The following is a 24,113-nucleotide window of genomic DNA, read 5'->3' as shown; positions in this document are numbered from 1 at the left end:
TTAAAGTTGATAATAAAAAGCTAGTCCAAAAATTGACTGTTGATTTTTTAATTCAGTTTCAGCTTTTGGTCCCAGAATAGATAATTGATAGCTAATCTCGGCAATATAATTTGCACGGCTAAGGCTAAGTGGAAGTTTAAAGTTGTAAGATAGTAAATCGAAGCTGTTAGAAGATATGGCTATTGTGTTTGCTGAATTTGGATTTCCTGGCGAATCAGGTTTCTTTATTATTCCATTAGCTTGGTCTCTTTTTCCTTTTTCGATGATATAGGTTTGATAAAAATGCCTGGTGCCTGCTGATAATTCAATTGCAGGTTCGATGGAGAGTGTGTTCCTTTCATTAAAGAGATAGCCGATATTGATTTCTTTTGAATTGGTGAGACTTAAGAATACATCGTTTTGTTCACCAAATGCATAATCCGCACTTAGGGAGCTTTCGAGCCAATTCCAGGTGTATCCGGCTGATAAATTTACATTGTTCTCATTAGAGGCTTGTAGTAGTGGTGAATTAGCTGGAAAAAAAGAGCGCGTATAAGCAATTCCCGCAATAAGCCGGTCATTAAAATCGAAATCGAAACCACCTCCAATATCCGTTTCCGATAATCCGGATCCATAATTTAAAAGTTTATAGGAGCCAGCAGAAAGATAAAAACCAACCGGGAATCTTAAACTTACATTTGCTAATATATAAGGGAGTTTTTCATTCGTAACTTGTCCATAGTAACTCACATTACTACTATAAAGCGTAGCTACAGTTATTGTAGTTTTGCTTGTGCTGTCTTGTTGCGCCTGCACTTTCATAAAAGCCGCACCCAAAAGAAATAGTAGAAAGACGGATCTCATAGAATATGCCTTATGGTTTTCTAATGTTTGGGCGGACAACCTTAATTGGTTTTGGTTTAACCTTCGGTTTAGCTACTACAGTTGGTCGTGGCTGTTTGCGAGCTTTGGGTACAGTTTTTATTTCTGGTTGATTTGGTTCCTGTTTATTGTTTTTTGGCTTTTTCTGACCTTTATTTTTTTTGTTGTCTTGTTGTTGATACTTCTCAATAGCCGGTTTAGCCATACTTGTTTGAACTAATGAGAATGGTAGTGATAGAAAGACAAAGGCTATTAATATTTTGAAAACGAGAGATCTTTTCATTGTGTAAATATAAATAAGTTTGTTTTATAAAATTGTGGTATCTGGTTGAACTTTAAGTTAGTATCTGTATACTAATAACAAAGATCAGTATTGAACATGAAATTAAGATGAAATTTGGAGGTCTAATAAGTTTAAAATTTCATGTTCATTTCATGTTGCTGCTTTAGTTTTGATTAATGAAAATAATTAATATTCATTTAAACTAAAAACTATGAAAAAGAGACTTATGTATTCTGGTCTAGCTTTGTGTGCAGGGATTGCTATTCTTTCTGGATGCGAAAAGGAAAATATCGGTTCTGCTAATGGAACAACTAAGGTAGAAGTCAGGATGACAGATGCTCCTGGAAATTTTGATGAGATCAACCTGAATGTTAAAGAAATTGTATTATTCTCTGGTGATGAATCCTATACTTTTGCTGCGGATGCGGATATCTTTAATATTTTGGATTTTAGACTTGGAACCAGCAATCCAGATATACTAGTAGCTTCGGGTGAGATGCCAAGTGGTGAAATTACGGAAGTTAGATTAGTATTGGATGACGTTGGAAATACGATTGTTGTTGACGGTGTTTCGCAGGAGCTTACAACTCCAAGTGGTCAATCATCTGGCTGGAAAGTTAAGCTTAAAGAAAATCCATCATTGGTTCCTGGAGTAACTTATTCACTAGTGCTTGATTTTGATGCTGCGAAATCTATTGTAAGTGCTGGCAACGGTAAATACTTACTTAAACCGGTAGTAAGGGGTCTTACTGCTGCTACATCGGGCTTAATATCCGGAACAGTTCTGCCTTTGCTAAGTCATCCTGAAGTATTGGTTATTGATGGAGCAGATACATTAGGTACGGTTGTAGATCCGCTGACAGGTCAATTTATAGTTGGTGGTCTTGCTGAAGGAAATTATTCTGTAAAATTCGCTCCGGTTGAAGGTTATAGAGATAGTACCATCACTGATGTGAATGTGGAACTGGGGCAAAATACCAGTTTGGGTATTGTTACTCTGGACGAAGAGTAAGCCTGTGTTTGTTTTTAAGAGCAAGTTCCTGTTTGTTTAATAGATATAATCGAGAGAAATCATGAAAAGAATATTAGTAACACTTCTTGTTGGATTTAGCCTTATTAGCTTGCGCTCTTCAGCACAAGTTAATATAAGCGTGAATATAGGATCGCAGCCACTGTGGGGTCCTGTGGGTTATGATTATGTAGACTATTACTATTTACCTGAGGTTGAAAGCTATTATTATGTACCTAAAAGACAGTTCATATATCTAAGTAACGGTCGATGGATTTTCTCCACATCCTTACCCTCAAGATACAGGGGATATAATCTGTATAACGGATACAAGGTGGTTGTTAATGGTAGAAATGCTTATTTGAACTTCAATAATCATAGAGTTCGTTATGCAAAATATAAGAAAGTGCACAACCAACGGACGATTAGGTACAGTAATGATCCAAGATATTATGTAGTTAAAGGACATCCGCACGGAATGCCACCCGGACAAGCAAAAAAGGTGTATTCCAATAGAAATGGTAATAAGCATAATAATAAGGCGAATAATAATCGGGGAAATGGCAGAGGTAAAGGAGCCCACAAAGGTAATGGGAGGCATTAACAAATAAATACTAATACTATGTTGAATTCTTATAATGTGTTGAGGCACGATGGAAATGTATTGAGAAAGCTAATAGGAGATGTAGGAGTTCCTATTAGCAGAATAGCAAAAGAATTAGACGTTGATAGGTCTACCATTTATCGAATGTTTGATAAGGCGGATATTTCGATTGAGTTTTTATTGAAGATAGGTAAGGTTATCAATAAAGATATGTCAATATTTTTTCCGGAAATAATTCAGACGATACAAGAATCAACAATAGATTACAGCTCTCTTAAGAGCTACTCTGAACTTCTCGATGAATCTAACTATTGGAAAGATAAGTACATTGATGTTTTAGAGAAATACAATAGCTTATTAAATGAGCAATCAACTACAATGAGATCTAAAAGGATCAATAAAGACTCTGAAGATATTGAATAATATTGTAACCCTTTTTTTATTGCCTGTCTCTAACAGGTATTAAATTCAAAATCATTTTAAAAAAAGGTTCAATATGAAAAACTTTAAAAAAGTAGTGTATTCCACAATGATTGCTTTGGCTTTCATTACTGTGTTTAACATCGATTCATTCGCTCAAAATCCTCAGTTAACAGATCCGGAAATTGCTTCAGTTGCAGTAACTGCTAATCAAATTGATATCAACTATGCTGATATTGCAAAAGATAAATCAAAGAATCCCGGGGTATTAAGGTTTGCTGAAACAATGGCCAATGATCATAAGGCAGTTATTGCACAGGCTGTAGCATTGGTTACTAAATTGAAAGTAACTCCTAAAGATAATGCTGTAAGTCAAAAGCTATTGGCTGATGCAGCAAAAACTGGAAAGGCTCTTCGTGCCAAGTCTGGAAAAGCTTTTGATAAAGCATACATTGACAATGAGGTAGCTTATCACAAGGCTGTGATTGCAGCAGTATTGGGTTTGTTGATTCCTCAAAGTCAAAATGCCGAACTTAAAGGTCTGCTGGAAAAGGTTCTACCTGCGTTAAATACTCACCTTTCTCATGCTGAAATGGTGCAAAAAGACCTTAAATAATGAAAAGGTTTGCATTTGTTTTAAGTAGCTGCATTGGTTTACTACTTATGTCTTTTGTTATCTATAGCTGTGCTTCTGCGCAGGTAGATCCTAAAACATACACTGTAGAGATTAAGGATATGAAGTTTGTGCCAGAGAGTATTACTGTTAATAAAGGGGATACCATTATATGGATAAATAAAGATATCGTGCCTCATGATGTGACAGAAGAAAAACAGAAAGCATGGACGTCGTCTGTAATTCTAGCGGATGGATCATGGAAAATGGCTGTAACAGAAGCAGCCGACTACTATTGCAGCATTCATGTAGTTATGAAGGGTAAAATAGTATTAAATTAGTTTTCATGAAAAACGGGTGATCTTTAATGAAATAGATCACCCGTTTAAGTTTATATGTAAAAGTATTTATTAAGGTCTCACCATTTTATCTATCTCTATTTCTGACATAACGTAGTTAACAATTACATCGCAACGTACCAGATTAAACTCCAGAAGTTGCTTCGGACGCCAATAACTCTTTAATTCATTGCGAAGCATTTCCTTAGCACGAGACAGTCGGATTTTAACGTTAGATTCACCCAGATCCAGAGCTTCCATCGTTTCTTGGGTGCTCATACCTTCTACCTCTCGCATTACAAATACAAGCCTGTATTTTTCAGGCAGTGTAAACACTGCTTTTTCCAGTATCAATTTTAATTCCTTATTCATAAGGTTATCTAAAGGTGTTTCACAATGATAATCATGAAAGATGCTTTCTAGTCGCCTTTTTTCGAATATCTGTTTTCTTTTCTTATGCAATAAACTCTCGTTAATTAATATTCTGGTCAACCAGGTGCCAAAGCTTGAATTATGCTTAAAATTGGCTAATTGCCGATAGGCATTCAGATAAGAAATTTGCATAATATCTTCCGCTTCTTTATCGTCGTTTACGATAGACATACTAATTCGGTATAAGCGAGAATTGAATTTACGGATCAGCGTTTCATATAAATACGTTTCTCCGTTTAATATTTCAGCAATGATGTCATCATCACTTAATGTCTGATTTATTGTTTGGGTTAAGTTCATGGAACCGTTTTATAAGTAGTAGAGTACCTATAATTATAAAGGGTTACATTTTTTTGAAATAAAATAGCTTTTTGGACTTTCTTCCGTATAAAGATTAGATTGTCCACTGGTCGTGTACTATTCCTACCAGGTAGTATTTTCCGCCTTCCATTGTAAAAACTAAACGCAATGCTTGCCAGTCCATTCCGGCATACTTCTTTTCAAAACCAGAGAAGTAGCTTTCTGTGTATTCCGCATTTGGATAGACCTCCATAATGTTATTCAGGCTATTTCCTTTGGAAGCTGATTTATTGAGCGAAAATTTCTCTGGTTTTAAGAAATCTGCATTATAAACGAACTTATCAAAATATTCTGGGAGACTTAGGTGAATTTCATCACCGGATCCGTCATAGTGCCCCCAGACTAATTTCGTTGAATCGTTAAGCAGTGAGCGGAACTGCTCGGGTTTCAGTACAATATCTGTACTGGTGTTTACAAAACCATATGGGCTGAAGCGCAGACCTAAATCAGGCTTTATATATTGAATGAGAAAAGTGTAATTTTTGTTTTTAATTTCCTTTAGGATTGTTTGAGTTAAATCGCTTATGCCGATTTCTTCTTTTTCTATAACAGGAAGGCTATCTTGCTGTATAGAGATGGAGTCTTTCTTTTCTTCCTCTTTAGTAGTTGCTTTTTTATCATTGGTACAAGCTGATAAGAAAAGAAGGCTCAGAATCAGGGAATAAACTATTTTCATAAGAAGAAGTATTGAATGTCAAAATTACGAAAAACAATCATTATACGAATGATTTAGAAGCTAATGTTACGTATATTAATGACTTATAAAATATTATTAAAATAAATCAAAAATCATTTTGTTGGTTTCAGTAAAGATATTACCTTTGCAATCCATAATTAATAGTAAGTACCTGCGGAAGTGGCGTAATTGGTAGCCGCACCAGACTTAGGATCTGGCGCTTCACGGCGTGGGGGTTCGAGTCCCTTCTTCCGCACTTGATTCCTCCCGGCAACAACCGGGGGGAATTTTTGTTAAAAAGATATAAAAACAAAGTAAAAAGCAATAATAGCTATGAATATTTCTCAAGAAAACATTGATGATTTGAATGCAATAATCAATATCGAGTTAACACCGGAAGATTATAAAAGTCAAGTTGATAGTGTAATTAAAAGTCAGGCAAAAAAAGCTAAATTACCAGGTTTTCGCCCAGGAATGGTGCCTGCATCTCATATCAGAAGAACGTATGGTAAAGCTATTTTAATTGACGAGATAAATAAAATTGTTGGCGACAGCTTAAATAATTTTATCTCTGAAAATAAGCTTGAGATTTTGGGACAACCACTTCCGAAAGAAGAAGAAGGTAAAGAATATGCTTGGGATTTTACAGAGGATTTTAAATTTCAGTATGAAATTGGTTTAGCGCCAAAAGTAGAGGTTCCTTTTTCTGATAAAGATACTTTAACAGAGTATACAATAAAAGCTGACGAAGAAACATTGAACTCCCGAGTTTCAAATCTTCGTAAAAGCTACGGTAAACGTTCAAATCCTGAGGTTTCAGAAGAGAACGATGTGATTTACGGAGAATTAAAACAAGTTGACGATAAAAACGAAGTTATTGAGGGCGGACTTACTAAAACGGCTTCTCTTCGTACCGATATTATTGATGTTAAGAAAATCAAGAAAAGCTTGGTTGGCTTAAAGAAAGGTGATACAGTAGTTATTGACTTGAAAAAAGCATACGACAATAGTACTGTTGCAAGAATTCTTGAAATTGAAGAAGATCAGGTAGAAGCTTTAGGTTCTTTGTTCCAATTAACAGTTGAAAATGTTAATCGTTTAGAAGAAGCTGAACTGGATCAAGAGTTCTTTAATAAGATCTATGGTGAAGATGAAGTGAAAACCGAAGAAGAATTCAGAGCTCGTGTTACAAAGGAGATTGAAGAGATGTTTGTTCAGAATGCTGATCAGAAGCTTCAAAATGACTTATATACATTAGGAATGGATCGTGTTAAGGCAGATTTTCCTGATGAGTTCTTAAAACGTTGGTTAAAAGCAACCAATGAGAAATTAACTGATGAAGAAATTCAGGAAGGTTACGATGATTTCGCTAAAAACCTACGCTGGACATTAATTGAAAATAAAATTATCAATGATAATGAATTGGAGATTAAATACGAAGAAGTAGTTGCTACAGCAAAAGAGCGTTTATTGGCTCAGTTTAAGATGTATGGTCAACAGGAACTACCTGAAGAACAATTAAATCAATATGCTATGCAACTTTTACAAGATAAAGAGCAGGCTAATCGGTTATTTGAAGAAGTGAAAGCTTTAAAAGTTTTTGATTATTTAAAGGGCTTGGTTAAGATTGAGAAAAAAGATATCCCTTACAATAAGTTTCTTGAATTGAAATAAACACCGCAACCTTGCGATAAGGAAATGTCATATTGGAAAACCGATATGACATTTTTTATGCCTCCACTAATCGGGCAATTTGTCAGTTATTTCTTAATATAACAGATGGCGCAATTTTTGCAATCTTTGTATTTTTATAATGATAACCTTATTCCCTATATTCGTCATACAATAAATCAAAAATAATATGAGTATCGATAAAAATGAATTTAGAAAATATGCTGTAAAGCATCACCACATTGGCAGTCAACATGTTGATGGTTTTATTTCAAGAGTTGAGAATATTCATGTACCAAGCTCAATGACTCCTTATATCATTGAGGAAAGGCAGATGAATGTGGCCCAAATGGATGTGTTTTCACGTTTAATGATGGACCGTATTATATTTTTGGGAGATGCAATTGGCGACCAAGTTGCTAATATTATCCAAGCTCAATTATTGTTCCTTCAGTCTGCTGATGCTCAGCGTGATATTCAAATATATATAAATTCTCCAGGTGGTAGTGTTTATGCCGGTTTAGGAATTTATGACACCATGCAGTATATTTCTCCTGATGTGGCAACCATTTGTACTGGAATGGCAGCTTCAATGGGTGCAGTTTTACTTGTTGCAGGTGCTCACGGTAAGCGTGCTGCTTTGAAACATTCTCGCGTAATGATTCATCAGCCTTCAGGCGGCGCACAAGGTGTAGCTACTGATATGGAGATTAACCTTCGTGAGATGTTAAAGTTGAAGAAGGAACTTTATAATATAATTTCAGAGCATTCCGGACAACCTTATGAATGGGTAGAAAAATCGTCAGACAGGGATTTCTGGATGACCTCAGATGAAGCAAAGCTACATGGGATGGTTGATGAAGTGTTGATTGGAAAGAAAAAAGAAGATGGCAAAAAGTAAAGAAATAACTTGTTCCTTTTGCGGAAGAGCTAAAAAGGATACATTAATGCTAATAGCTGGGGATAATGCACATATATGTGACCAGTGCGTATCGCAGGCTAAAGAGATTCTTAACGAAGAGTTGGATCTGCGCAAAAGTAAAAGTGTGCAGTCGGCCTTAAAGCTATTAAAACCTATTGAGATTAAAGATCATTTAGATCAGTATGTTATTGGACAAGATGAGGCTAAAAAAGTATTGTCGGTTGCGGTATACAATCATTATAAACGTTTAAGCCAAAAGATTGACGAAGATGGTATTGAGATTGAAAAGTCGAATATTATCATGGTGGGTAAAACAGGAACAGGAAAGACCTTATTGGCTAAGACAATTGCAAAGATATTAAATGTTCCTTTTAGCATTGTTGATGCAACCGTATTAACGGAAGCTGGCTATGTGGGAGAGGATGTAGAAAGTATCTTAACGCGAGTTTTACAATCTGCAGACTATGATGTGACTGCTGCAGAGCAGGGTATTGTTTACATCGATGAGATTGACAAAATTGCCCGGAAAAGTGATAACCCTTCAATTACCAGAGATGTATCAGGAGAGGGTGTTCAGCAAGCTTTGCTTAAGATCTTAGAAGGAACCATCGTTAACGTTCCACCTCAAGGAGGACGTAAGCATCCAGATCAGAAAATGATTCCTGTAAACACATCCAATATCCTATTTATATGTGGAGGAGCATTTGACGGAATTGAGAAGCGGATTGCCAAAAGATTGCGTACGCAGACTGTTGGCTATAAAATGCAGACCAATGGAGGAATGATTGATGAAGATAATTTGCATAAATATCTGACTCCGCTTGATCTGAAATCATTTGGATTAATTCCTGAATTAATTGGAAGGCTTCCAGTGATCACTCATTTAAATCCTCTGGATAGAGATACCTTATTAAATATTCTTACCGATCCGAAGAATGCATTGATTAAACAATATCAGAAGATATTTGAATATGAAAATGTTAAACTTGAATTTGATAAGGAAGTTTTTGATTTCATTGTTGATAAAGCAATGGAGTTTAACTTAGGAGCAAGAGGTTTACGTGCTATTTGTGAAGCCATTATGTTAGATGCCATGTATGAAATGCCATCAAAGAAGCATAAGGCAATGATCGATTTGCAAATAACCTTAGAATATGCACAAGATAAACTAATGAAATCTGATATAGATAAGTTAAAAGCTGCTTAAGAATGTTCTTAAGCATAAAGGAATCCTCGCTAATTGCGGGGATTTTTTTTATATTTATTCAAATGGTTCTTAGCCTTTAAATTATGCAGGAAAAAGAAAAGGATGAAAATAGCAGTCCGGTTAAAATAGGATTAAAAACTAAGGAGGAGATTGTTTTAAATTGGCTTCCACGCTATACAGGCAGGTCTTTGGATGAATTTGGAAAGTATATACTATTAACAAACTTTTCTAATTACTTACAGATGTTCTCTAAGTTGCATGATAATGCACCTATACTTGGCCTCGATAAGCCTATGCAAAGTGTTACAGCTGATGGGATCACCATTATAAATTTTGGAATGGGAAGTCCGGTAGCAGCAACCGTCATGGATTTACTATCAGCTATTAAACCAAGTGCGGTACTTTTCTTAGGTAAGGCCGGAGGTATTAAAAAGAAAAATAAAATAGGGGATCTGGTCCTTCCCATTGCAGCTATTCGAGGAGAAGGTACTTCCAACGATTATTTTCCTCCTGAAGTCCCTTCACTACCTGCCTTCGCATTGCAAAAGGCAATATCAACATCTATACGTGATAATGAGATGGATTATTGGACCGGAACGGTTTATACGACCAACAGAAGAGTATGGGAGCATGATAAACAATTTAAGAAATACTTAAAGGATGTGCGAGCAATGGTAGTCGACATGGAAACTGCCACGATCTTTTCTGTAGGCTTTGCAAATAAGATTCCTACCGGGGCTTTATTATTGATATCTGATCAGCCTATGGAACCAGAAGGTGTAAAAACAGATAAAAGTGACACGCATGTAACAGCTAACTTTGTCGAAATGCATCTAAAAATAGGAATTGATTCTCTTCAACAACTAATTCACAATAAATTAACTGTCAAACATCTTAAATTTTGATACTACATGTGGTATAATAATATATTAGAGACGATTGGTAACACGCCACTAGTTAAATTGAACAACATTACAAAAGAAATACCTGCTACTGTTTTAGCTAAGATCGAGTCTACAAATCCGGGAAACTCAATTAAAGACCGCATGGCAGTTAAGATGATCGAGGATGCTGAGAAAGCCGGGCTTCTTAAGCCGGGAGGTACCATTATCGAAGGAACTTCGGGAAATACAGGAATGGGTCTTGCTATGGCAGCAGTTATAAAAGGTTATAAATGTATTTTTACAAGTACAGATAAACAATCGAAAGAGAAATTTGATGCTTTGCGTGCCTTTGGTGCAGAAGTAATCGTTTGTCCTACAAACGTTGAGCCTGAAGACCCACGTTCATATTATTCAGTTTCAAGTCGATTGGTGCGCGAAACTCCTAACTCTTGGAAACCCAATCAGTATGACAACTTGTCGAATACACAAGCTCATTATGAACAAACCGGACCAGAGATTTGGGAACAAACTGAAGGTAAGATTACGCATTTGGTAGTAGGAGTAGGGACGGGAGGAACGATCTGTGGAGCAGGAAAATTTTTGAAAGAAAAGAATCCGGATATCAAAATATGGGGTATCGATTCTTATGGGTCGGTGTTTAAGAAATATAAAGAAACTGGGATCTTTGATAAAGATGAGATCTATCCCTATGTAACAGAAGGTATTGGTGAAGATTTCTTACCTGGCAATGTTGATTTCGATGTTATTGATTACTTCGAAAAAGTAACCGATAAAGATGCTGCTTTAATGACTCGCGAAATTGCGCTTAAAGAAGGAATCTTTGTAGGTAATTCGGCGGGTGCTGCATTAGCAGGAGTCCTTCAATTGAAGGATCAATTAAAGGAGGGCGATGTTGTGGTAGTCATCTTTCACGATCATGGTTCCCGATACATGGGTAAAATGTTCAATGAGGATTGGTTAAAGGAACAAGGATATCTGGACTAGGATATATAAACTGATTAAGGTTTAATAAACAGAAAGCCCTCCATTAATTTAATGGAGGGCTTTCTGTTTTGAGTATATGATTATATTGCTTTTACAATTGTTCTATATTTGATTTTTAGCTACAATCTTGATTTTAAGATTGAATTCCTTGCTGATTAAGTCATCAGCTTTTCCTTGATAATTTACTCCCCAATCTTCACGGGCAACATTAAAGTCTGCATCAGCAACAACAGATGTTGGTGTAGACTCAGTTACTTTTGCATTAAAAGTGATGTTCTTAGTAACTCCATGCATATTTAGATTTCCTGCAATTACCAAATCATTGGTAGTTTCACCTTCTGTAACTGAAGTAATTTCAAAAGAAGCTGTGGGGTATTTTGTTACATCAAAGAAATCTTCATTTTTTAAATGTCCGGCTAATCGGTCTCTAGAATCACCTGGTTCCAGATCTTGAACTTCAATGGTATTCATATCGATTGTGAAATTACCACCGGTTATTTTACCTTCGCTAGAAACATTTATATTACCTGAAGTGAGGCTAACTTCTCCAAAATGCTCCTTGGACACTTTGTTTGCATGCCATATTACCTGAGATGCGCTTGTATCGAGAGCTAACGTCGTTCCATCAGCAATAATACCTGTTTCGATAGCATCGGTAGTTGCAGCACGTTCTCCTTCCGGATTACTAACACAAGAAGTAAGTAGGATGGCCGTAACGCCAAATAGAGCAAAAGTAGTCTTCATTTTCATTGTCGTAATTTTTGATTATAATTAACTTCAAAGAAAACAAATTATATTCTACTTAGATCCGTTAAAGGGTAACAATATTGCTATTTACCTCAGATTGGTATCAACACGTTTAATATCTGCCCCTAAAGCCTTTAAACGCTGTTCAATATGTTGATATCCTCTTTCGATTTGATCTATGTTATGGATGGTAGATTTCCCTTGTGCAGAAAGAGCGGCAATTAATAAAGATACTCCTGCACGTATATCAGGTGAAGACATTTCGATTCCACGTAATTTAACTTCGTTATTTAAACCAATAACTGTAGCTCTATGAGGATCGCATAAGATAATTTGAGCACCCATATCAATTAGCTTATCTACAAAGAATAAACGGCTCTCGAACATTTTTTGATGTATTAATACATTTCCTTTAGCCTGAATGGCAGTTACCAGAATAATGCTTAATAGATCAGGTGTAAAGCCAGGCCAGGGAGCATCGCTTACAGTTAGTATAGAGCCATCTATAAACGTTTCAATTTCATAGTTTGATTGGCTAGGTATGTAAATATCGTCGCCTCGAAGCTCGAATTTAATACCTAAACGTGCGAAAATAGAAGGAATAATTCCCAACTCCTTGAAATGAACGTCTTTAATTGTAATCTCTGAACCTGTCATAGCTGCTAAGCCGATAAAAGAGCCAATCTCAATCATATCGGGTAACATTCTATGTTCGGTGCCTCCCAAGGATTCAACGCCATGTATGGTAAGTAAATTGGAACCTACACCGGTTATGTTAGCACCCATCCGGTTCAGCATTTTGCAAAGCTGTTGTAAATAAGGTTCGCAAGCTGCATTATAAAGAACTGTCGTTCCCTTCGCTAAACTTGCAGCCATAACGATGTTAGCGGTACCTGTTACGGAAGCTTCATCTAATAGAATATAAGTTCCTGTTAAATGAGTCGCATCAATATTAAAGAAGTGAGTATCTGGGTTATAAATAAATTTAGCACCTAGCTTTTCAAGGCCGATGAAGTGAGTATCCAGTCGGCGACGACCTATTTTATCTCCACCTGGTTTAGGAATTGCTGCCTTACCAAAACGAGCTAATAAAGGACCAATAATCATAATAGAGCCGCGTAATCCGCCACCCTTTGTTTTAAATTCTTCAGTTTTGAAGTATTCAATATTGATGTCGGCTGCTTCAAAAGTATACGTGTCATCGTTGATTCTGTTTACCTCAACACCCAATGCGATTAATAGCTCTATCAGTTTGTTAACATCTTTTATATCGGGGATATTGCTGATAGTGACTTTTTCTTTCGTTAATAGAACGGCTGATATCACTTGTAAGGCTTCGTTTTTAGCACCTTGAGGTATTATCTCACCTTTAAGAGGTTTTCCGCCGATAATTTCAAAAGAATTTTTGATCATTGATTTAAAAAATTAGCCGATTCAATCTTAAGCAGAAAGAAATGGTTATGTTCTAGAATTATATTAGTATCGCTTTCCTGTATTTCTCTTTTTATTGTACCCGTTACTTTGACCCTGGTTCTTATTGTTCGAGCCATTGCTTCTCCCTTTTGTGTTTTGGGCTGTACGTGTACGACTTCCTGGAGGAGGGGTCTTAAATTCAACTTTTGCTAAGGTAAGATCATTGCTAACCTGAAGCTCACCATTAGAAAGTTCTTTTAAGTCATTGATAATTGTTTCATCAATAACTGAATCTTTATTCCAGGTAACATAGGCCATTTTCATAAAGTTCGCAATCGATAGGATCATATGATCTTTTCGTTGCGGATCTTCAATATTTTTGGCTGTTTCAATCATTTTTTCCACAGTTTTGCCGTAATGTTTAAACTTGATACGGTTCTGTGGATAAGCTAATATTTCTGGTTTAGTGCGCGTTGAGCCTTCTACAGGTCTGGGATAAGGGCAATCAACGTCTATCTTAAAATTAGAAATGATGAATAAATGATCCCATAATTTATGCTTAAAGTCAGCAACATCTCTTAAATGAGGGTTTAAAAATCCCATTAAATCAATAACTACCTGGGCATATTTATTACGTTCTTCACGGGTAGGTAGGGTGCATATATAATCTACCATGTTTTGCACATTGCGACCATATTCTGCTAAAATAAGATGGCTTCGTGTGCTGTTATAATCGAATTCCATATAAGATTAATTTATTCTATAATTCTAAGTTTTGCAAATTTAAGCAACAATTGCTTCTGTCCTAATTCTTTAAAGAAAATAGTTGCCTTTAAATCAGGGTTCTTTCCTTCCATATTTACTACTTTCCCATAGCCAAATCTTTCATGCTCAACTTCCATTCCTACCTGCAAATTTCTTGTGTCTGAAGGTGTAAATCCAGCAGAAGGCACATGAGCTTTAGGTAAAATGGAAGTAGTTTTTGGCCTAATCGTTTTTGGAGTTGGCTTAGAAAAAGTATCTGCCTGCTGCCAAGAGCTTCTTTCATTTCCAAAGGAAGAAGAGTCAGAACTAGTTGATTTTGGCCTGAAATCCAGATCCAGGTATTGAGGATCCAGCTCATCTATAAAACGACTGGGTTCACAGTTGTTTAAATTACCCCATTGATACCGTGAGGTAGCATAAGAAATATAGATGTTTTTTTCAGCGCGGGTTAAAGCTACATAAAATAAACGACGTTCTTCTTCTAAATCTTCGCGGGAATTTAAGGAACGTTGCGAAGGAAATAAGTTCTCCTCCAAACCTACGATATGAACGTAGGGGAATTCAAGCCCTTTAGAAGCATGTATGGTCATCAAAGAAACCGTATCTGCATTCGGATCCTTATCATTGTCTTCGTTAGTCAATAAAGCAATATCCTGCATAAATATATCCAGGCCTTTTTCCTCAATATCTTCACGATCGCTAAATTCCTTAATTCCATTGAGCAGCTCCTGGATATTTTCATATCTACTTAAGCCTTCAATCGACTTATCTTCATACAAATCTTTCAGCAGACCGGAATGTTGAGCAATGTGCATAGCACTGTCAAAAGCGGTATTGCTACTTGCAGCTGCCTGAAAGCTTTGAATTAAAAGACTAAAGGGAGCAACAGTTGCGGCAGTTCTTGCATCCAGGTAGCGCTCAGCATGACTGATAACATCCCATAGTGAAATATTATGTTCATTCGCTGCTACCATGATACGCTCAACCGAGGTGTTGCCGATACCCCGACGTGGATAATTTATCACACGCTTTAATGCCTCTTCATCATTCGGATTAAACGTTAAGCGGAAATAAGATATCAAATCTTTGATTTCTTTTCTCTGATAGAAGGAAGTACCTCCATAAATCTTATAAGGAATGCCGATCTTTCTTAATGCTTCTTCCATGGCTCTGGACTGCGCATTTGTACGGTATAAGATTGCAAAACTCTGATAAGGAGATCCTGAAAGAGAACGCTTTTGAGCTATATTCTCGGCTACAATTTTTCCCTCTTCATTATCGCTGAAAGCACGTGATATCTTGATTTTGTCGCCTACTTCATTCGTAGAGAAAACATCCTTCTTCAATTGATGTTCATTCTTTGAGATGATACTATTGGCTACATTTACAATATTCTGTGTTGAACGATAATTTTGCTCAAGCTTAAAGACGCTTAAGTCCGGATAATCTTTTCCGAAATTTAATATATTTTGAATATTAGCACCTCTAAAGCCATAAATACTCTGTGCATCATCACCTACCACACATAAATTCTCATGGATAGCTGCCAGTTTCTTCACAATTATATATTGAGAGAAGTTCGTATCCTGATACTCATCAAGCATGAGATATTTAAACTTATTTTGATACTTATACAATACATCCGGATGGTTTTTCATCAAAACGTTTGTATTAAATAGGAGATCATCAAAATCCATTGCACCTGCTTTAAAGCATCGCTGTGAATAAGTTTGATAAATTGTTCCTAAGTGGGGCCTGCCCGATGATTGATCCTCTGCTTGAATATGATCATTCTTCTGATATTCACCTGCAGAGATCAGATTATTCTTTGCAGATGATATTCTGTTATAGACAAAGTTGGCATTATACAACTTGTCATCTAATTGCATTTCCTTTAAAATTGTACGAATAAGACTTTTAGAATCATCCGTATCGTAAATGGTGAAATTGCTTGGATAGCCAAGATGATGGCCCTCTACTCGTAATATTTTTGCAAATACCGAGTGAAAAGTTCCCATCCATATATTCTTAGCTTCACCACCAACAACCTTTGTAATACGTTCACGCATTTCACGTGCTGCCTTATTCGTAAAAGTCAGCACTAAGATATTGAAAGGATCGACCCCATTATTTATAAGGTGTGCTACTCGGTAGGTAATCACCCTTGTTTTACCTGAACCGGCTCCGGCAACGATCATCACCGGCCCTTTTATTTGTTCTACTGCTGCTCTTTGTGAAGTGTTTAATCCTTGTAAATAGTCCAAACTTCTACCTTTCTTAATTTTTTATTTAATTTACACAATTATAATTTACGCCCTGCTGAAGATTTGCGGGAACTATGTAAATTCTGCATTTTACTAGCATATTGCTTCTCTAGAAACTCAATAACCTTGGACGCAATGTCCTTCCCGGTGGCTTTTTCAATTCCTTCCAATCCGGGAGAAGAATTTACTTCCAATACCAGTGGCCCCCGGTCTGAAGGTAGCATATCTACACCACAAACGGTTAAGCCTAATTCTTTACATGCTTTTAAAGCGGTTTCTTTTTCAGCCTTGCTCAATTTAATTAATTCTGCTGTACCGCCACGATGCAGGTTGGAGCGAAACTCGCCTTCTTTAGCAACCCTCTTCATAGCACCTACTACTTTTCCATCAACCACCAATACGCGGATATCGGTTCCTTTTGACTCTTTAATAAATTCTTGTATCAAAATATTATTGCCCAAACCAAAGAAAGCTTCAATCACTGAGCTTGCCGCTTTCTTAGTTTCTGCTAAAACTACTCCAATTCCTTGTGTTCCTTCTAATAGTTTAATTACCAGAGGAGCCCCTCCAACCATCTTTATTAAATCATCAACGTCGTGTGTATTCTTAGCGAAACCGGTTACTGGTAAACCAATTCCGGCCCCGGATAGAATCTGCATACAACGAAGTTTATCCCTGGAGCGGGTTATACCCTGACTCGGATTGGCAGATACTACGCCCATTACCTCAAACTGGCGAACAATAGCAGAGCCATAAAAGGTTACTGAAGCCCCAATTCTAGGGATAATAGCGTCGATATCCGATACATCTTGTCCATTATAATGGATGCTGGGTTTACCTTGTTTAATACCCACATAGCATTTCCGATGGTCCATAATCACACAATCATGTCCACGCTTTATAGCAGCTTCATAGAGCTTTTTCGTAGAATATAGATTTCTATTTGTCGACAGGATTGCAATTTTCACTTGCTAGGGGTTTTAAAGGTTAATCCTTTATTATTTTTTTACCGATGTTCTTTTGGAAGATAAATTAGAGCGGCTTACGTCGACTAAGAATTTTTTGCGAATAAAGCTTCTTCCTAATAATACTGGGAACTCCATATTAGATCGATCTCTTAAAGATATCTCAATTCCATGAGTTTCGCCAAACATTTTAATTTGCGTATGAATTATATAACGGTTTTCTTCGAGTCCGAACGAGTTTTTAATCTTTCTTTCTTTATGAAAAGGGAGTGTAAAAAACTTTCCTGTAGAAGAACCTTCACTTAAAGGAATAAACTTAACAAATTGTTTTCTCCCTTTTTTTATTAATTCAATATGATCACAATGCAGCACAGAAGTCTTGGCTCCTGTATCAATTTTCGCTGGTACATCCAGAATGTCGAAGTCAGTAAAATCAACTAATTCCTTCCAGCCAATTGTTTTCATGCCCTTAGCTTAATTTTAATATTCGAAGGTTCCGAACTCAGATTGAATCGTAACTTTCTTGCTCTCTGCAGCTTCCACGCGACCAACTATTTGCGCTTCTATGCCGAAGCTTTTTGAAATAGCTATAATATCTTCTGCAGTCTCGGTTGAAACATAAATTTCCATCCGATGACCCATATTGAATACCTTATACATCTCTTGCCAATCCGTTCCTGATTCTTGCTGAATTAATTTAAAAAGAGGAGGAATCGGAAATAAATTATCTTTTATAATATGAAGATTCTCAACAAAGTGTAATACTTTAGTTTGAGCACCCCCACTACAATGTACCATACCGTGTATTTTTGCACGATAGCTATCCAAAATCTTTTTAATTACCGGGGCATAGGTGCGCGTTGGCGATAAAACCAGTTTGCCGGCAGTTATCGATTCTCCATTGCCAATATCAATGCTATCCGTTAATGATTTGCCGCCTGCAAATACCAATTCTTCCGGTACAGCCGGATCAAAACTTTCAGGGTATTTTTCTGCAATGAACTTATTAAATACATCGTGGCGGGCAGAAGTTAATCCGTTTGAGCCCATTCCACCATTATATTCCTTCTCATAAGTAGCCTTCCCGAAAGAAGCCAGACCAACAATTACATCTCCTGCTTGAATACGATGGTTGGAAATTACATCCTCACGCTTCATTCTGCAAGTAACCGTAGAGTCAACAATAATTGTTCGTACTAAATCACCCACATCGGCAGTTTCGCCACCTGTTGAGTAAATTCCAACTCCCATTTCTCGTAACTCAGCCAGAATTTCTTCTGTACCGTTAATGATTTCGGCAATTACTTCGCCCGGTATCAAGTTCTTATTTCTTCCAATGGTAGAAGAAAGTAAGATATTATCGGTAGCGCCAACACATAGCAGATCATCTAAATTCATGATGATAGCATCTTGCGCAATGCCTTTCCAAACACTCGCATCGCCGGTTTCTTTCCAATAAATATAGGCAAGAGAAGATTTTGTTCCAGCTCCATCTGCATGCATGATGTTGCAATAGGAACTGTCATTTCCTAAAATATCAGGAATAATCTTGCAAAAAGCTTGAGGGTATATTCCTTTGTCAATATTCTTGATGGCATTATGCACATCTTCTTTTCCTGCGGAAACTCCGCGCTGGTTGTATTTTAAATCAGACATTGCGACAAAAATAAGGATAAGAATTGAGAAAGAGTAAAAAGAAAGAGGGCTGGTTTAACCAGCCCTCAGAAATAATTAACACATCAATTAAAACGTTCTTAATTTACAAATAATAACTCTCTTAATTTCGGTACAGGCCATTTGTTGTCGTCAACAATCTGTTCCAATTTATTGATATAATAACGGATCTTATCAAAATAAACACGTACATTTTCATCGTATGCGATGGCTTTTTCACGAATATCTTCAATATGGTTTGCCTTTTTACGTTCTTGACGCATGGCTTCCGTATTTTCTAATATTTCATTAATAAGCGTAGAAATACGCTCTACTAAATTAAGTTGTGAGCTATAAGACTCTTTAGGTAATCCAAGGTCTTTTAATCCTTTTACATTTTCAACAAGCTCATTCAAATAAGTGATGGATGCGGGAGCAAGCATGCTATTTACAATCTCTCCAATAACACGCGCTTCTATTTGAATCTTTTTGAAATAGCTTTCCAATAATATTTCATGACGTGCATGAGATTCTCTTCTGTTTAAGATACCTAAAGATTCAAAAAGTTTCAATGATTTATCACTGGTATATACGTCCAGTGCCTTTGGCGTTGTTTTTATATTAGATAATCCTCGGTTTTCTGCTTCTATTTCCCATTCTTTGCTATATCCGTTTCCTTCAAAGCGAATAGCTCTGGATTGTTTAAGATATTTACGGATAACGTTTAAGATAGCTAAATCTTTTTTGGTGTCTTTCGCAATTAGTTTGTCGACATCAGCCTTAAATTGTATTAATTGATCAGCAACAATAGCATTTAAAACAGTCATTGAACTCGCACTGTTAGCAGAAGAACCTACTGCTCTGAATTCGAATTTATTGCCGGTAAATGCGAATGGCGATGTTCTGTTACGATCAGTATTATCTAAGTTTAATTCAGGGATCTTGGGAATACCATGCCATAGCATGCTTTCAGATTTAACAATCTTCGCAATTCTAGGAGTTTCAATTTCATCTAAAACATCGTTTAACTGACTGCCTAAGAATATTGATATAATAGCTGGCGGTGCTTCGTTGGCTCCTAAACGGTGATCGTTGCTTGCAGATGCAATAGAAGCACGTAATAAATCAGCATGTTCATAAACAGCCTTGATGGTGTTTACAAAAAAGGTAAGGAACATCAAGTTAGTTTTAGGAGTTTTTCCAGGAGCTAACAAATTGATTCCCGTATTGGTAATTAAAGACCAGTTATTGTGTTTTCCAGAACCGTTAATATCTGCATAAGGTTTTTCATGGATCAATACTTTGAAGCTATGACGCAAGGCTACTTGCTCCATGATATTTAACAAAAGCTGATTATGGTCAATTGCCAAATTCATCTCTTCAAACATCGGTGCGCATTCAAATTGAGAAGGAGCCACCTCATTATGTCTGGTTTTTAATGGAATTCCCAGTTTTAAGGATTCATTTTCCAAATCGACCATAAAAGCCATAACACGCTCAGGTATAGAGCCGAAATAATGATCTTCTAATTGTTGGCCTTTTGCAGACATATGTCCAAAAAGAGTTCTTCCGGTTAAAAGTAAATCCGGCCGGGCATTATATAATGATAAGTCAACTAAAAAGTATTCTTGTTCAATTCCCAAAGAAGCGGCTACACGGGTAACACTTTTGCCGAAATATTGACAAACGTCAACAGCTGCTTTATCGAGTGCATTAATGGCTTTCAGTAAAGGAGCTTTATAATCAAGTGCCTCTCCGGTATAAGAAAGGAAAACAGTAGGGATACAAAGAGTTTTACCGGCAGCTGTTTCAAAAAGGAAAACAGGTGATGATGGATCCCATCCTGTATAGCCTCTGGCTTCGAAAGTGTTTCTTATTCCTCCGTTAGGGAAGCTTGAAGCATCCGGCTCTTGTTGAATTAATGAATCTGCTGTAAACTTTTCTACCGGCAGACCATTTCGGTCAGGTTCAAAGAAAGCATCGTGTTTTTCAGCGGTACTGCCTGTTAATGGTTGAAACCAGTGAGAATAATGCGTTGCTCCATTAGAAATAGCCCAGCTTTTCATCGCTTGAGAGATGTGTTCTGCCAATTCTCTATCAATTACTTCTCCGGTATCGATGATGACTACTAGTTTTTCATAAGCATTTTTTGGCAGGTACTCTTTCATTTTCTCAATACTGAAAACGTTTTTGCCATAAAACGTAGAAGGCTTACCTTCCGGAATAGACACTGATTTTTTTTGTCTAGATAAAACGGTTTCTACCGCATCAAACCTAAGATTATTCATTTTTCTAATTATTAGAGGTTGTTTTCTGTATCTAAATTGCTGTTTGTGCAAAAATCATTAAAAAAAATTACAAATTCATATTTTTATTGAGGTAATTTTCTATTTTTCATGATAATATTTTAAGATATCAAAAATAAAGGCATTGTCTCAGGTATTTTTAATCGATTAGGCTCTCATGTCATAATAATTGCCAAATCAGTAATTATTCTTATTTTTGCATACCTATTTATTACGTTAAAACGATACATTGGAAAATCAAGAATTAAGTACTTTAGAAACTGCTAAAGAGCTCGGGTTGATACCTGAAGAATACGATCGCATTAAGGAAATTTTAGGGCGCACTCCCAACTTTACAGAATTATCTATATTCTCTGTCATGTGGAGTGAACACTGCTCTTATAAAAACTCTATTGTTTGGTTGAAAAAATTACCAAATAAAGGTCCTCACTTGATGGCTGAAGCCGGTGAAGAAAATGCAGGTTTAGTAGACATCGGTGATGGTTTGGGTTGCTGCTTCAAGATTGAATCGCATAACCATCCGTCAGCTTTAGAACCTTATCAAGGTGCTGCAACCGGCGTTGGAGGTATAAACCGAGATATCTTTACCATGGGTGCACGTCCGATAGCCCAATTGAATTCACTTCGCTTTGGTAATATTGAAAATGATCGTACCAAGTGGTTAATAAAAGGTGTAGTTAAAGGAATTGGCGATTATGGAAATGCTTTTGGCGTTCCAACTGTTGGTGGTGAGGTGTTCTTTGATGATTGTTATCAAATTAACCCATTGGTAAATGCCATGTCGGCAGGTATTGTAAAAGCAGGAGAAACCGTTTCCGCAACTTCTTATGGAGTCGGAAACCCCGTTTATATTGTTGGTTCTGCTACTGGAAAAGACGGTATTCATGGGGCAGCATTTGCATCCAAAGATATTACAGAAGATTCTGTCAACGATTTGCCTGCTGTACAGGTAGGAGATCCATTCCAAGAAAAATTACTTTTAGAAGCTTCACTTGAAGTGATAAAAACAGGTGCTGTTATCGGTATGCAGGATATGGGTGCAGCAGGTATTATCTGCTCAAACTCAGAAATGTCTGCAAAAGGTAAGCACGGTATGCGTATTGATTTAGATAAGGTACCTGTTCGCCAGGAAAATATGAAGCCTTACGAAATCTTGCTATCTGAGTCGCAAGAGCGTATGCTGATTGTTGTAGAGAAAGGTAAAGAAGCTTTAGTAGAGGCTGTTTTTGATAAATGGGACTTAAATTGTGCCATTATCGGAGAAGTAACCGATACCGAACGCTTACAATATTATGCTAATGGTGAGCTGGTGGCTGATGTTCCTGCTGACGATTTAGTATTAGGAGGCGGAGCTCCGGTATATCACCGAGAGTATAAAGAGCCTGCCTATTTCCAAGAATTCAAGAAATTTAATATAGACGATGTGCCACTTCCTGAAGATTTACGCGAAGTTGCTCAGCATCTAATTGCGCATCCAAATATTGCATCTAAGCGTTGGGTAGCCGATCAGTACGATTCAATGGTTGGAACAGCCACCATGACAGATAACCGTCCGAGTGATGCTGCAGTAGTAGCCGTAAAAGGTACTAATAAGGCAATCGCGCTAACAGTTGATTGTAATGCACGCTACGTATACGCCGATCCTCATGTAGGAACAGCTATTGCAGTTGCTGAAGCAGCTCGTAATATTGTATGTGCAGGTGGTGAGCCTTCAGCTATTACAAACTGCTTAAACTTTGGTAACCCTTATAATCCGGAAGTTTACTGGCAGTTCGTAAGTGCTATCAAAGGAATGAGCGAAGCTTGTTTGAAATTTGAAACTCCTGTAACAGGTGGTAACGTTAGTTTTTATAATCAATCGTCTGATGAAGGTGCTGTTTTCCCAACACCAACCATTGGAATGCTGGGTGTTTTAGAAAACGCTGCAGATATGATGACATTGGATTTTAAAGCTACTGACGATCTGATTTACTTAATCGGTGAATCAACCAACGATATCGCTTCTTCAGAATACCTTGCATCTTATCATAAAATTGATGCTTCTCCGGCACCTTATTTTGATATAGAAAAGGAATATACCTTGCACCAAACAATAAAGCAGTTAATTGCTGGTAAATTAATCGCTTCTGCTCATGATGTATCTGATGGTGGACTTTATATCGCATTATTAGAATCTGCGATGCCAAGAGGTTTTGGATTTGCAATTGCAACGGACAGTGAAATCAGAAAAGATGCATTCTTATTCGGTGAAGGACAGGGAAGGGTAGTAGTATCTGTAAAACCAGAGCAACAAGCTGCCTTTATTGAGTCGATGGCAACCTCAGAAACAGAATTCTCATACTTGGGAGTAGTAACCTCTTCAGGAAATGTTGTTGACGATCAAATGTATGATACAACTGCTCATGCAAAAAGTATTTACGACAATGTATTCCACAGTCATCTGGGAGATTAATCCTTAGAAATATTCATCCTATTTAAAAGCCTAAAGTGAAAACTTTAGGCTTTTTTGTGTTTAATAATCTCTTTAAATAATAATAAATATTCATTGGAATTAATGGTTAGCAGGTACGAAGCTTTGTCTCGTTCCTAAAAAAGCTATACACTCTAACCGAGTAGTATGGAAAGGAATGAAACGCCGCAAGGCAAGAAACCGCATCGTAAATTTGGTGCTCGATTTGCAAAGCAAATCGTAAAAGAAATCGAAGAGGGGCTTCC

22 protein-coding genes, 1 tRNA gene and 1 pseudogene are annotated in these 24,113 nt (G+C 36.8%); 12 read left to right on the top strand and 12 right to left on the bottom strand.

Going from position 1 to position 24,113, the window contains the following annotated elements:
- The gene (locus VL047_RS02640) at nt 1-843 is read right to left on the bottom strand and encodes a hypothetical protein (protein ID WP_325358246.1); all 843 of its coding nucleotides are present in this window, start codon (nt 841-843) and stop codon (nt 1-3) included.
- Nucleotides 844-853: 10 nt separating this feature from the next.
- Nucleotides 854-1,144 carry a hypothetical protein gene (locus VL047_RS02635; RefSeq protein ID WP_325358244.1) on the bottom strand — a complete coding sequence of 97 codons (291 nt, stop codon included), beginning with the start codon at nt 1,142-1,144 and terminating at the stop codon, nt 854-856.
- A gap of 211 nt (nt 1,145-1,355) precedes the next feature.
- Between VL047_RS02635 and VL047_RS02630 the strand changes: the two genes are divergently transcribed.
- The 5 genes from VL047_RS02630 to VL047_RS02610 all read left to right on the top strand — a co-directional run bounded on the left by VL047_RS02630 (nt 1,356) and on the right by VL047_RS02610 (nt 4,131).
- Nucleotides 1,356-2,156 (top strand): DUF4382 domain-containing protein, encoded by an 801-nt coding sequence (locus tag VL047_RS02630; RefSeq protein ID WP_325358242.1) that lies wholly within the window; start codon nt 1,356-1,358, stop codon nt 2,154-2,156.
- A 61-nt stretch (nt 2,157-2,217) separates the two neighbouring features.
- Complete coding sequence (locus tag VL047_RS02625) at nt 2,218-2,757, top strand: hypothetical protein (RefSeq protein ID WP_325358240.1); 540 nt, start codon at nt 2,218-2,220, stop codon at nt 2,755-2,757.
- 18 nt (nt 2,758-2,775) lie between these two features.
- The gene (locus tag VL047_RS02620; protein ID WP_325358238.1) at nt 2,776-3,180 is read left to right on the top strand and encodes a transcriptional regulator; all 405 of its coding nucleotides are present in this window, start codon (nt 2,776-2,778) and stop codon (nt 3,178-3,180) included.
- Between the two features lie 73 nt (nt 3,181-3,253).
- Entirely contained in the window at nt 3,254-3,793 is a 540-nt protein-coding gene (locus VL047_RS02615; RefSeq protein ID WP_325358236.1) for a DUF4142 domain-containing protein, read from the top strand.
- The gene (locus VL047_RS02610; RefSeq protein WP_325358234.1) at nt 3,793-4,131 is read left to right on the top strand and encodes a plastocyanin/azurin family copper-binding protein; all 339 of its coding nucleotides are present in this window, start codon (nt 3,793-3,795) and stop codon (nt 4,129-4,131) included. The genes VL047_RS02615 and VL047_RS02610 overlap by 1 nt, the downstream gene beginning before the upstream one ends.
- A 69-nt stretch (nt 4,132-4,200) precedes the next feature.
- Here the strand turns inward: VL047_RS02610 and VL047_RS02605 are convergent, their stop codons facing one another.
- The gene (locus VL047_RS02605; protein WP_325358232.1) at nt 4,201-4,860 is read right to left on the bottom strand and encodes a sigma-70 family RNA polymerase sigma factor; all 660 of its coding nucleotides are present in this window, start codon (nt 4,858-4,860) and stop codon (nt 4,201-4,203) included.
- 94 nt (nt 4,861-4,954) lie between these two features.
- Nucleotides 4,955-5,596 carry a hypothetical protein gene (locus VL047_RS02600; RefSeq protein ID WP_325358230.1) on the bottom strand — a complete coding sequence of 214 codons (642 nt, stop codon included), beginning with the start codon at nt 5,594-5,596 and terminating at the stop codon, nt 4,955-4,957.
- Between the two features lie 174 nt (nt 5,597-5,770).
- Between VL047_RS02600 and VL047_RS02595 the strand changes: the two genes are divergently transcribed.
- From VL047_RS02595 to VL047_RS02570, 6 genes and pseudogenes are all read left to right on the top strand, one after another.
- Nucleotides 5,771-5,852 (top strand) — tRNA-Leu (locus tag VL047_RS02595).
- 77 nt (nt 5,853-5,929) lie between these two features.
- On the top strand, nt 5,930-7,270 hold the full coding sequence (tig, locus tag VL047_RS02590) for a trigger factor (protein WP_325358228.1): 1,341 nt from the start codon (nt 5,930-5,932) through the stop codon (nt 7,268-7,270).
- Nucleotides 7,271-7,457: 187 nt separating this feature from the next.
- Nucleotides 7,458-8,168: an ATP-dependent Clp protease proteolytic subunit gene (locus VL047_RS02585; RefSeq protein ID WP_325358226.1), complete on the top strand. Its 711-nt coding sequence runs from the start codon at nt 7,458-7,460 to the stop codon at nt 8,166-8,168.
- Complete coding sequence (gene clpX / locus VL047_RS02580) at nt 8,137-9,396, top strand: ATP-dependent Clp protease ATP-binding subunit ClpX (protein ID WP_414635301.1); 1,260 nt, start codon at nt 8,137-8,139, stop codon at nt 9,394-9,396. The genes VL047_RS02585 and clpX overlap by 32 nt, the downstream gene beginning before the upstream one ends.
- 83 nt (nt 9,397-9,479) lie before the next feature.
- Complete coding sequence (locus VL047_RS02575; protein ID WP_325358222.1) at nt 9,480-10,301, top strand: AMP nucleosidase; 822 nt, start codon at nt 9,480-9,482, stop codon at nt 10,299-10,301.
- A gap of 6 nt (nt 10,302-10,307) precedes the next feature.
- A pseudogene (locus tag VL047_RS02570) lies at nt 10,308-11,279 on the top strand (PLP-dependent cysteine synthase family protein); the annotation flags it as partial.
- Nucleotides 11,280-11,387: 108 nt separating this feature from the next.
- Here the strand turns inward: VL047_RS02570 and VL047_RS02565 are convergent.
- From VL047_RS02565 to VL047_RS02530, 8 genes are all read right to left on the bottom strand, one after another.
- Nucleotides 11,388-12,035 carry a YceI family protein gene (locus VL047_RS02565; protein ID WP_325358220.1) on the bottom strand — a complete coding sequence of 216 codons (648 nt, stop codon included), beginning with the start codon at nt 12,033-12,035 and terminating at the stop codon, nt 11,388-11,390.
- A gap of 84 nt (nt 12,036-12,119) precedes the next feature.
- Entirely contained in the window at nt 12,120-13,445 is a 1,326-nt protein-coding gene (gene murA / locus VL047_RS02560; protein WP_325358219.1) for a UDP-N-acetylglucosamine 1-carboxyvinyltransferase, read from the bottom strand.
- A gap of 63 nt (nt 13,446-13,508) precedes the next feature.
- Nucleotides 13,509-14,189 (bottom strand): DUF4290 domain-containing protein, encoded by a 681-nt coding sequence (locus VL047_RS02555; protein WP_325358217.1) that lies wholly within the window; start codon nt 14,187-14,189, stop codon nt 13,509-13,511.
- 11 nt (nt 14,190-14,200) lie between these two features.
- Nucleotides 14,201-16,474 carry an ATP-dependent helicase gene (locus VL047_RS02550; protein WP_325358215.1) on the bottom strand — a complete coding sequence of 758 codons (2,274 nt, stop codon included), beginning with the start codon at nt 16,472-16,474 and terminating at the stop codon, nt 14,201-14,203.
- 38 nt (nt 16,475-16,512) lie between these two features.
- A complete protein-coding gene (gene rimK, locus VL047_RS02545; RefSeq protein WP_325358213.1) occupies nt 16,513-17,442 on the bottom strand; it encodes a 30S ribosomal protein S6--L-glutamate ligase in 930 nt (309 codons plus the stop codon).
- Nucleotides 17,443-17,472: 30 nt separating this feature from the next.
- On the bottom strand, nt 17,473-17,904 hold the full coding sequence (locus VL047_RS02540) for an ATP-dependent zinc protease (RefSeq protein ID WP_325358211.1): 432 nt from the start codon (nt 17,902-17,904) through the stop codon (nt 17,473-17,475).
- Between the two features lie 15 nt (nt 17,905-17,919).
- Nucleotides 17,920-19,095: an AIR synthase related protein gene (locus VL047_RS02535; protein WP_325358209.1), complete on the bottom strand. Its 1,176-nt coding sequence runs from the start codon at nt 19,093-19,095 to the stop codon at nt 17,920-17,922.
- A gap of 98 nt (nt 19,096-19,193) precedes the next feature.
- Nucleotides 19,194-21,380 (bottom strand): glutamine synthetase III, encoded by a 2,187-nt coding sequence (locus VL047_RS02530; RefSeq protein WP_325358207.1) that lies wholly within the window; start codon nt 21,378-21,380, stop codon nt 19,194-19,196.
- A gap of 247 nt (nt 21,381-21,627) precedes the next feature.
- Between VL047_RS02530 and purL the strand changes: the two genes are divergently transcribed.
- A complete protein-coding gene (gene purL, locus VL047_RS02525) occupies nt 21,628-23,850 on the top strand; it encodes a phosphoribosylformylglycinamidine synthase subunit PurL (protein ID WP_325358205.1) in 2,223 nt (740 codons plus the stop codon).
- Nucleotides 23,851-24,113 lie beyond the last annotated feature (263 nt).

The sequence above is a fragment of the Albibacterium sp. genome, from assembly GCF_035514885.1.
GTDB lineage: Bacteria > Bacteroidota > Bacteroidia > Sphingobacteriales > Sphingobacteriaceae > Albibacterium.
This window is presented reverse-complemented; position numbering and strand designations above follow the sequence as displayed.

What these genes read in the sequence shown, in the direction of transcription:
- VL047_RS02640 (WP_325358246.1), bottom strand. Translation starts at nt 843, where the DNA reads ATGAGATCCGTCTTTCTACTATTTCTTTTGGGTGCGGCTTTTATGAAA.
- VL047_RS02635 (WP_325358244.1), bottom strand. Translation starts at nt 1,144, where the DNA reads ATGAAAAGATCTCTCGTTTTCAAAATATTAATAGCCTTTGTCTTTCTA.
- VL047_RS02630 (WP_325358242.1), top strand. Translation starts at nt 1,356, where the DNA reads ATGAAAAAGAGACTTATGTATTCTGGTCTAGCTTTGTGTGCAGGGATT.
- VL047_RS02625 (WP_325358240.1), top strand. Translation starts at nt 2,218, where the DNA reads ATGAAAAGAATATTAGTAACACTTCTTGTTGGATTTAGCCTTATTAGC.
- VL047_RS02620 (WP_325358238.1), top strand. Translation starts at nt 2,776, where the DNA reads ATGTTGAATTCTTATAATGTGTTGAGGCACGATGGAAATGTATTGAGA.
- VL047_RS02615 (WP_325358236.1), top strand. Translation starts at nt 3,254, where the DNA reads ATGAAAAACTTTAAAAAAGTAGTGTATTCCACAATGATTGCTTTGGCT.
- VL047_RS02610 (WP_325358234.1), top strand. Translation starts at nt 3,793, where the DNA reads ATGAAAAGGTTTGCATTTGTTTTAAGTAGCTGCATTGGTTTACTACTT.
- VL047_RS02605 (WP_325358232.1), bottom strand. Translation starts at nt 4,860, where the DNA reads ATGAACTTAACCCAAACAATAAATCAGACATTAAGTGATGATGACATC.
- VL047_RS02600 (WP_325358230.1), bottom strand. Translation starts at nt 5,596, where the DNA reads ATGAAAATAGTTTATTCCCTGATTCTGAGCCTTCTTTTCTTATCAGCT.
- tig (WP_325358228.1), top strand. Translation starts at nt 5,930, where the DNA reads ATGAATATTTCTCAAGAAAACATTGATGATTTGAATGCAATAATCAAT.
- VL047_RS02585 (WP_325358226.1), top strand. Translation starts at nt 7,458, where the DNA reads ATGAGTATCGATAAAAATGAATTTAGAAAATATGCTGTAAAGCATCAC.
- VL047_RS02575 (WP_325358222.1), top strand. Translation starts at nt 9,480, where the DNA reads ATGCAGGAAAAAGAAAAGGATGAAAATAGCAGTCCGGTTAAAATAGGA.
- VL047_RS02565 (WP_325358220.1), bottom strand. Translation starts at nt 12,035, where the DNA reads ATGAAAATGAAGACTACTTTTGCTCTATTTGGCGTTACGGCCATCCTA.
- murA (WP_325358219.1), bottom strand. Translation starts at nt 13,445, where the DNA reads ATGATCAAAAATTCTTTTGAAATTATCGGCGGAAAACCTCTTAAAGGT.
- VL047_RS02555 (WP_325358217.1), bottom strand. Translation starts at nt 14,189, where the DNA reads ATGGAATTCGATTATAACAGCACACGAAGCCATCTTATTTTAGCAGAA.
- VL047_RS02540 (WP_325358211.1), bottom strand. Translation starts at nt 17,904, where the DNA reads ATGAAAACAATTGGCTGGAAGGAATTAGTTGATTTTACTGACTTCGAC.
- VL047_RS02535 (WP_325358209.1), bottom strand. Translation starts at nt 19,095, where the DNA reads ATGTCTGATTTAAAATACAACCAGCGCGGAGTTTCCGCAGGAAAAGAA.
- VL047_RS02530 (WP_325358207.1), bottom strand. Translation starts at nt 21,380, where the DNA reads ATGAATAATCTTAGGTTTGATGCGGTAGAAACCGTTTTATCTAGACAA.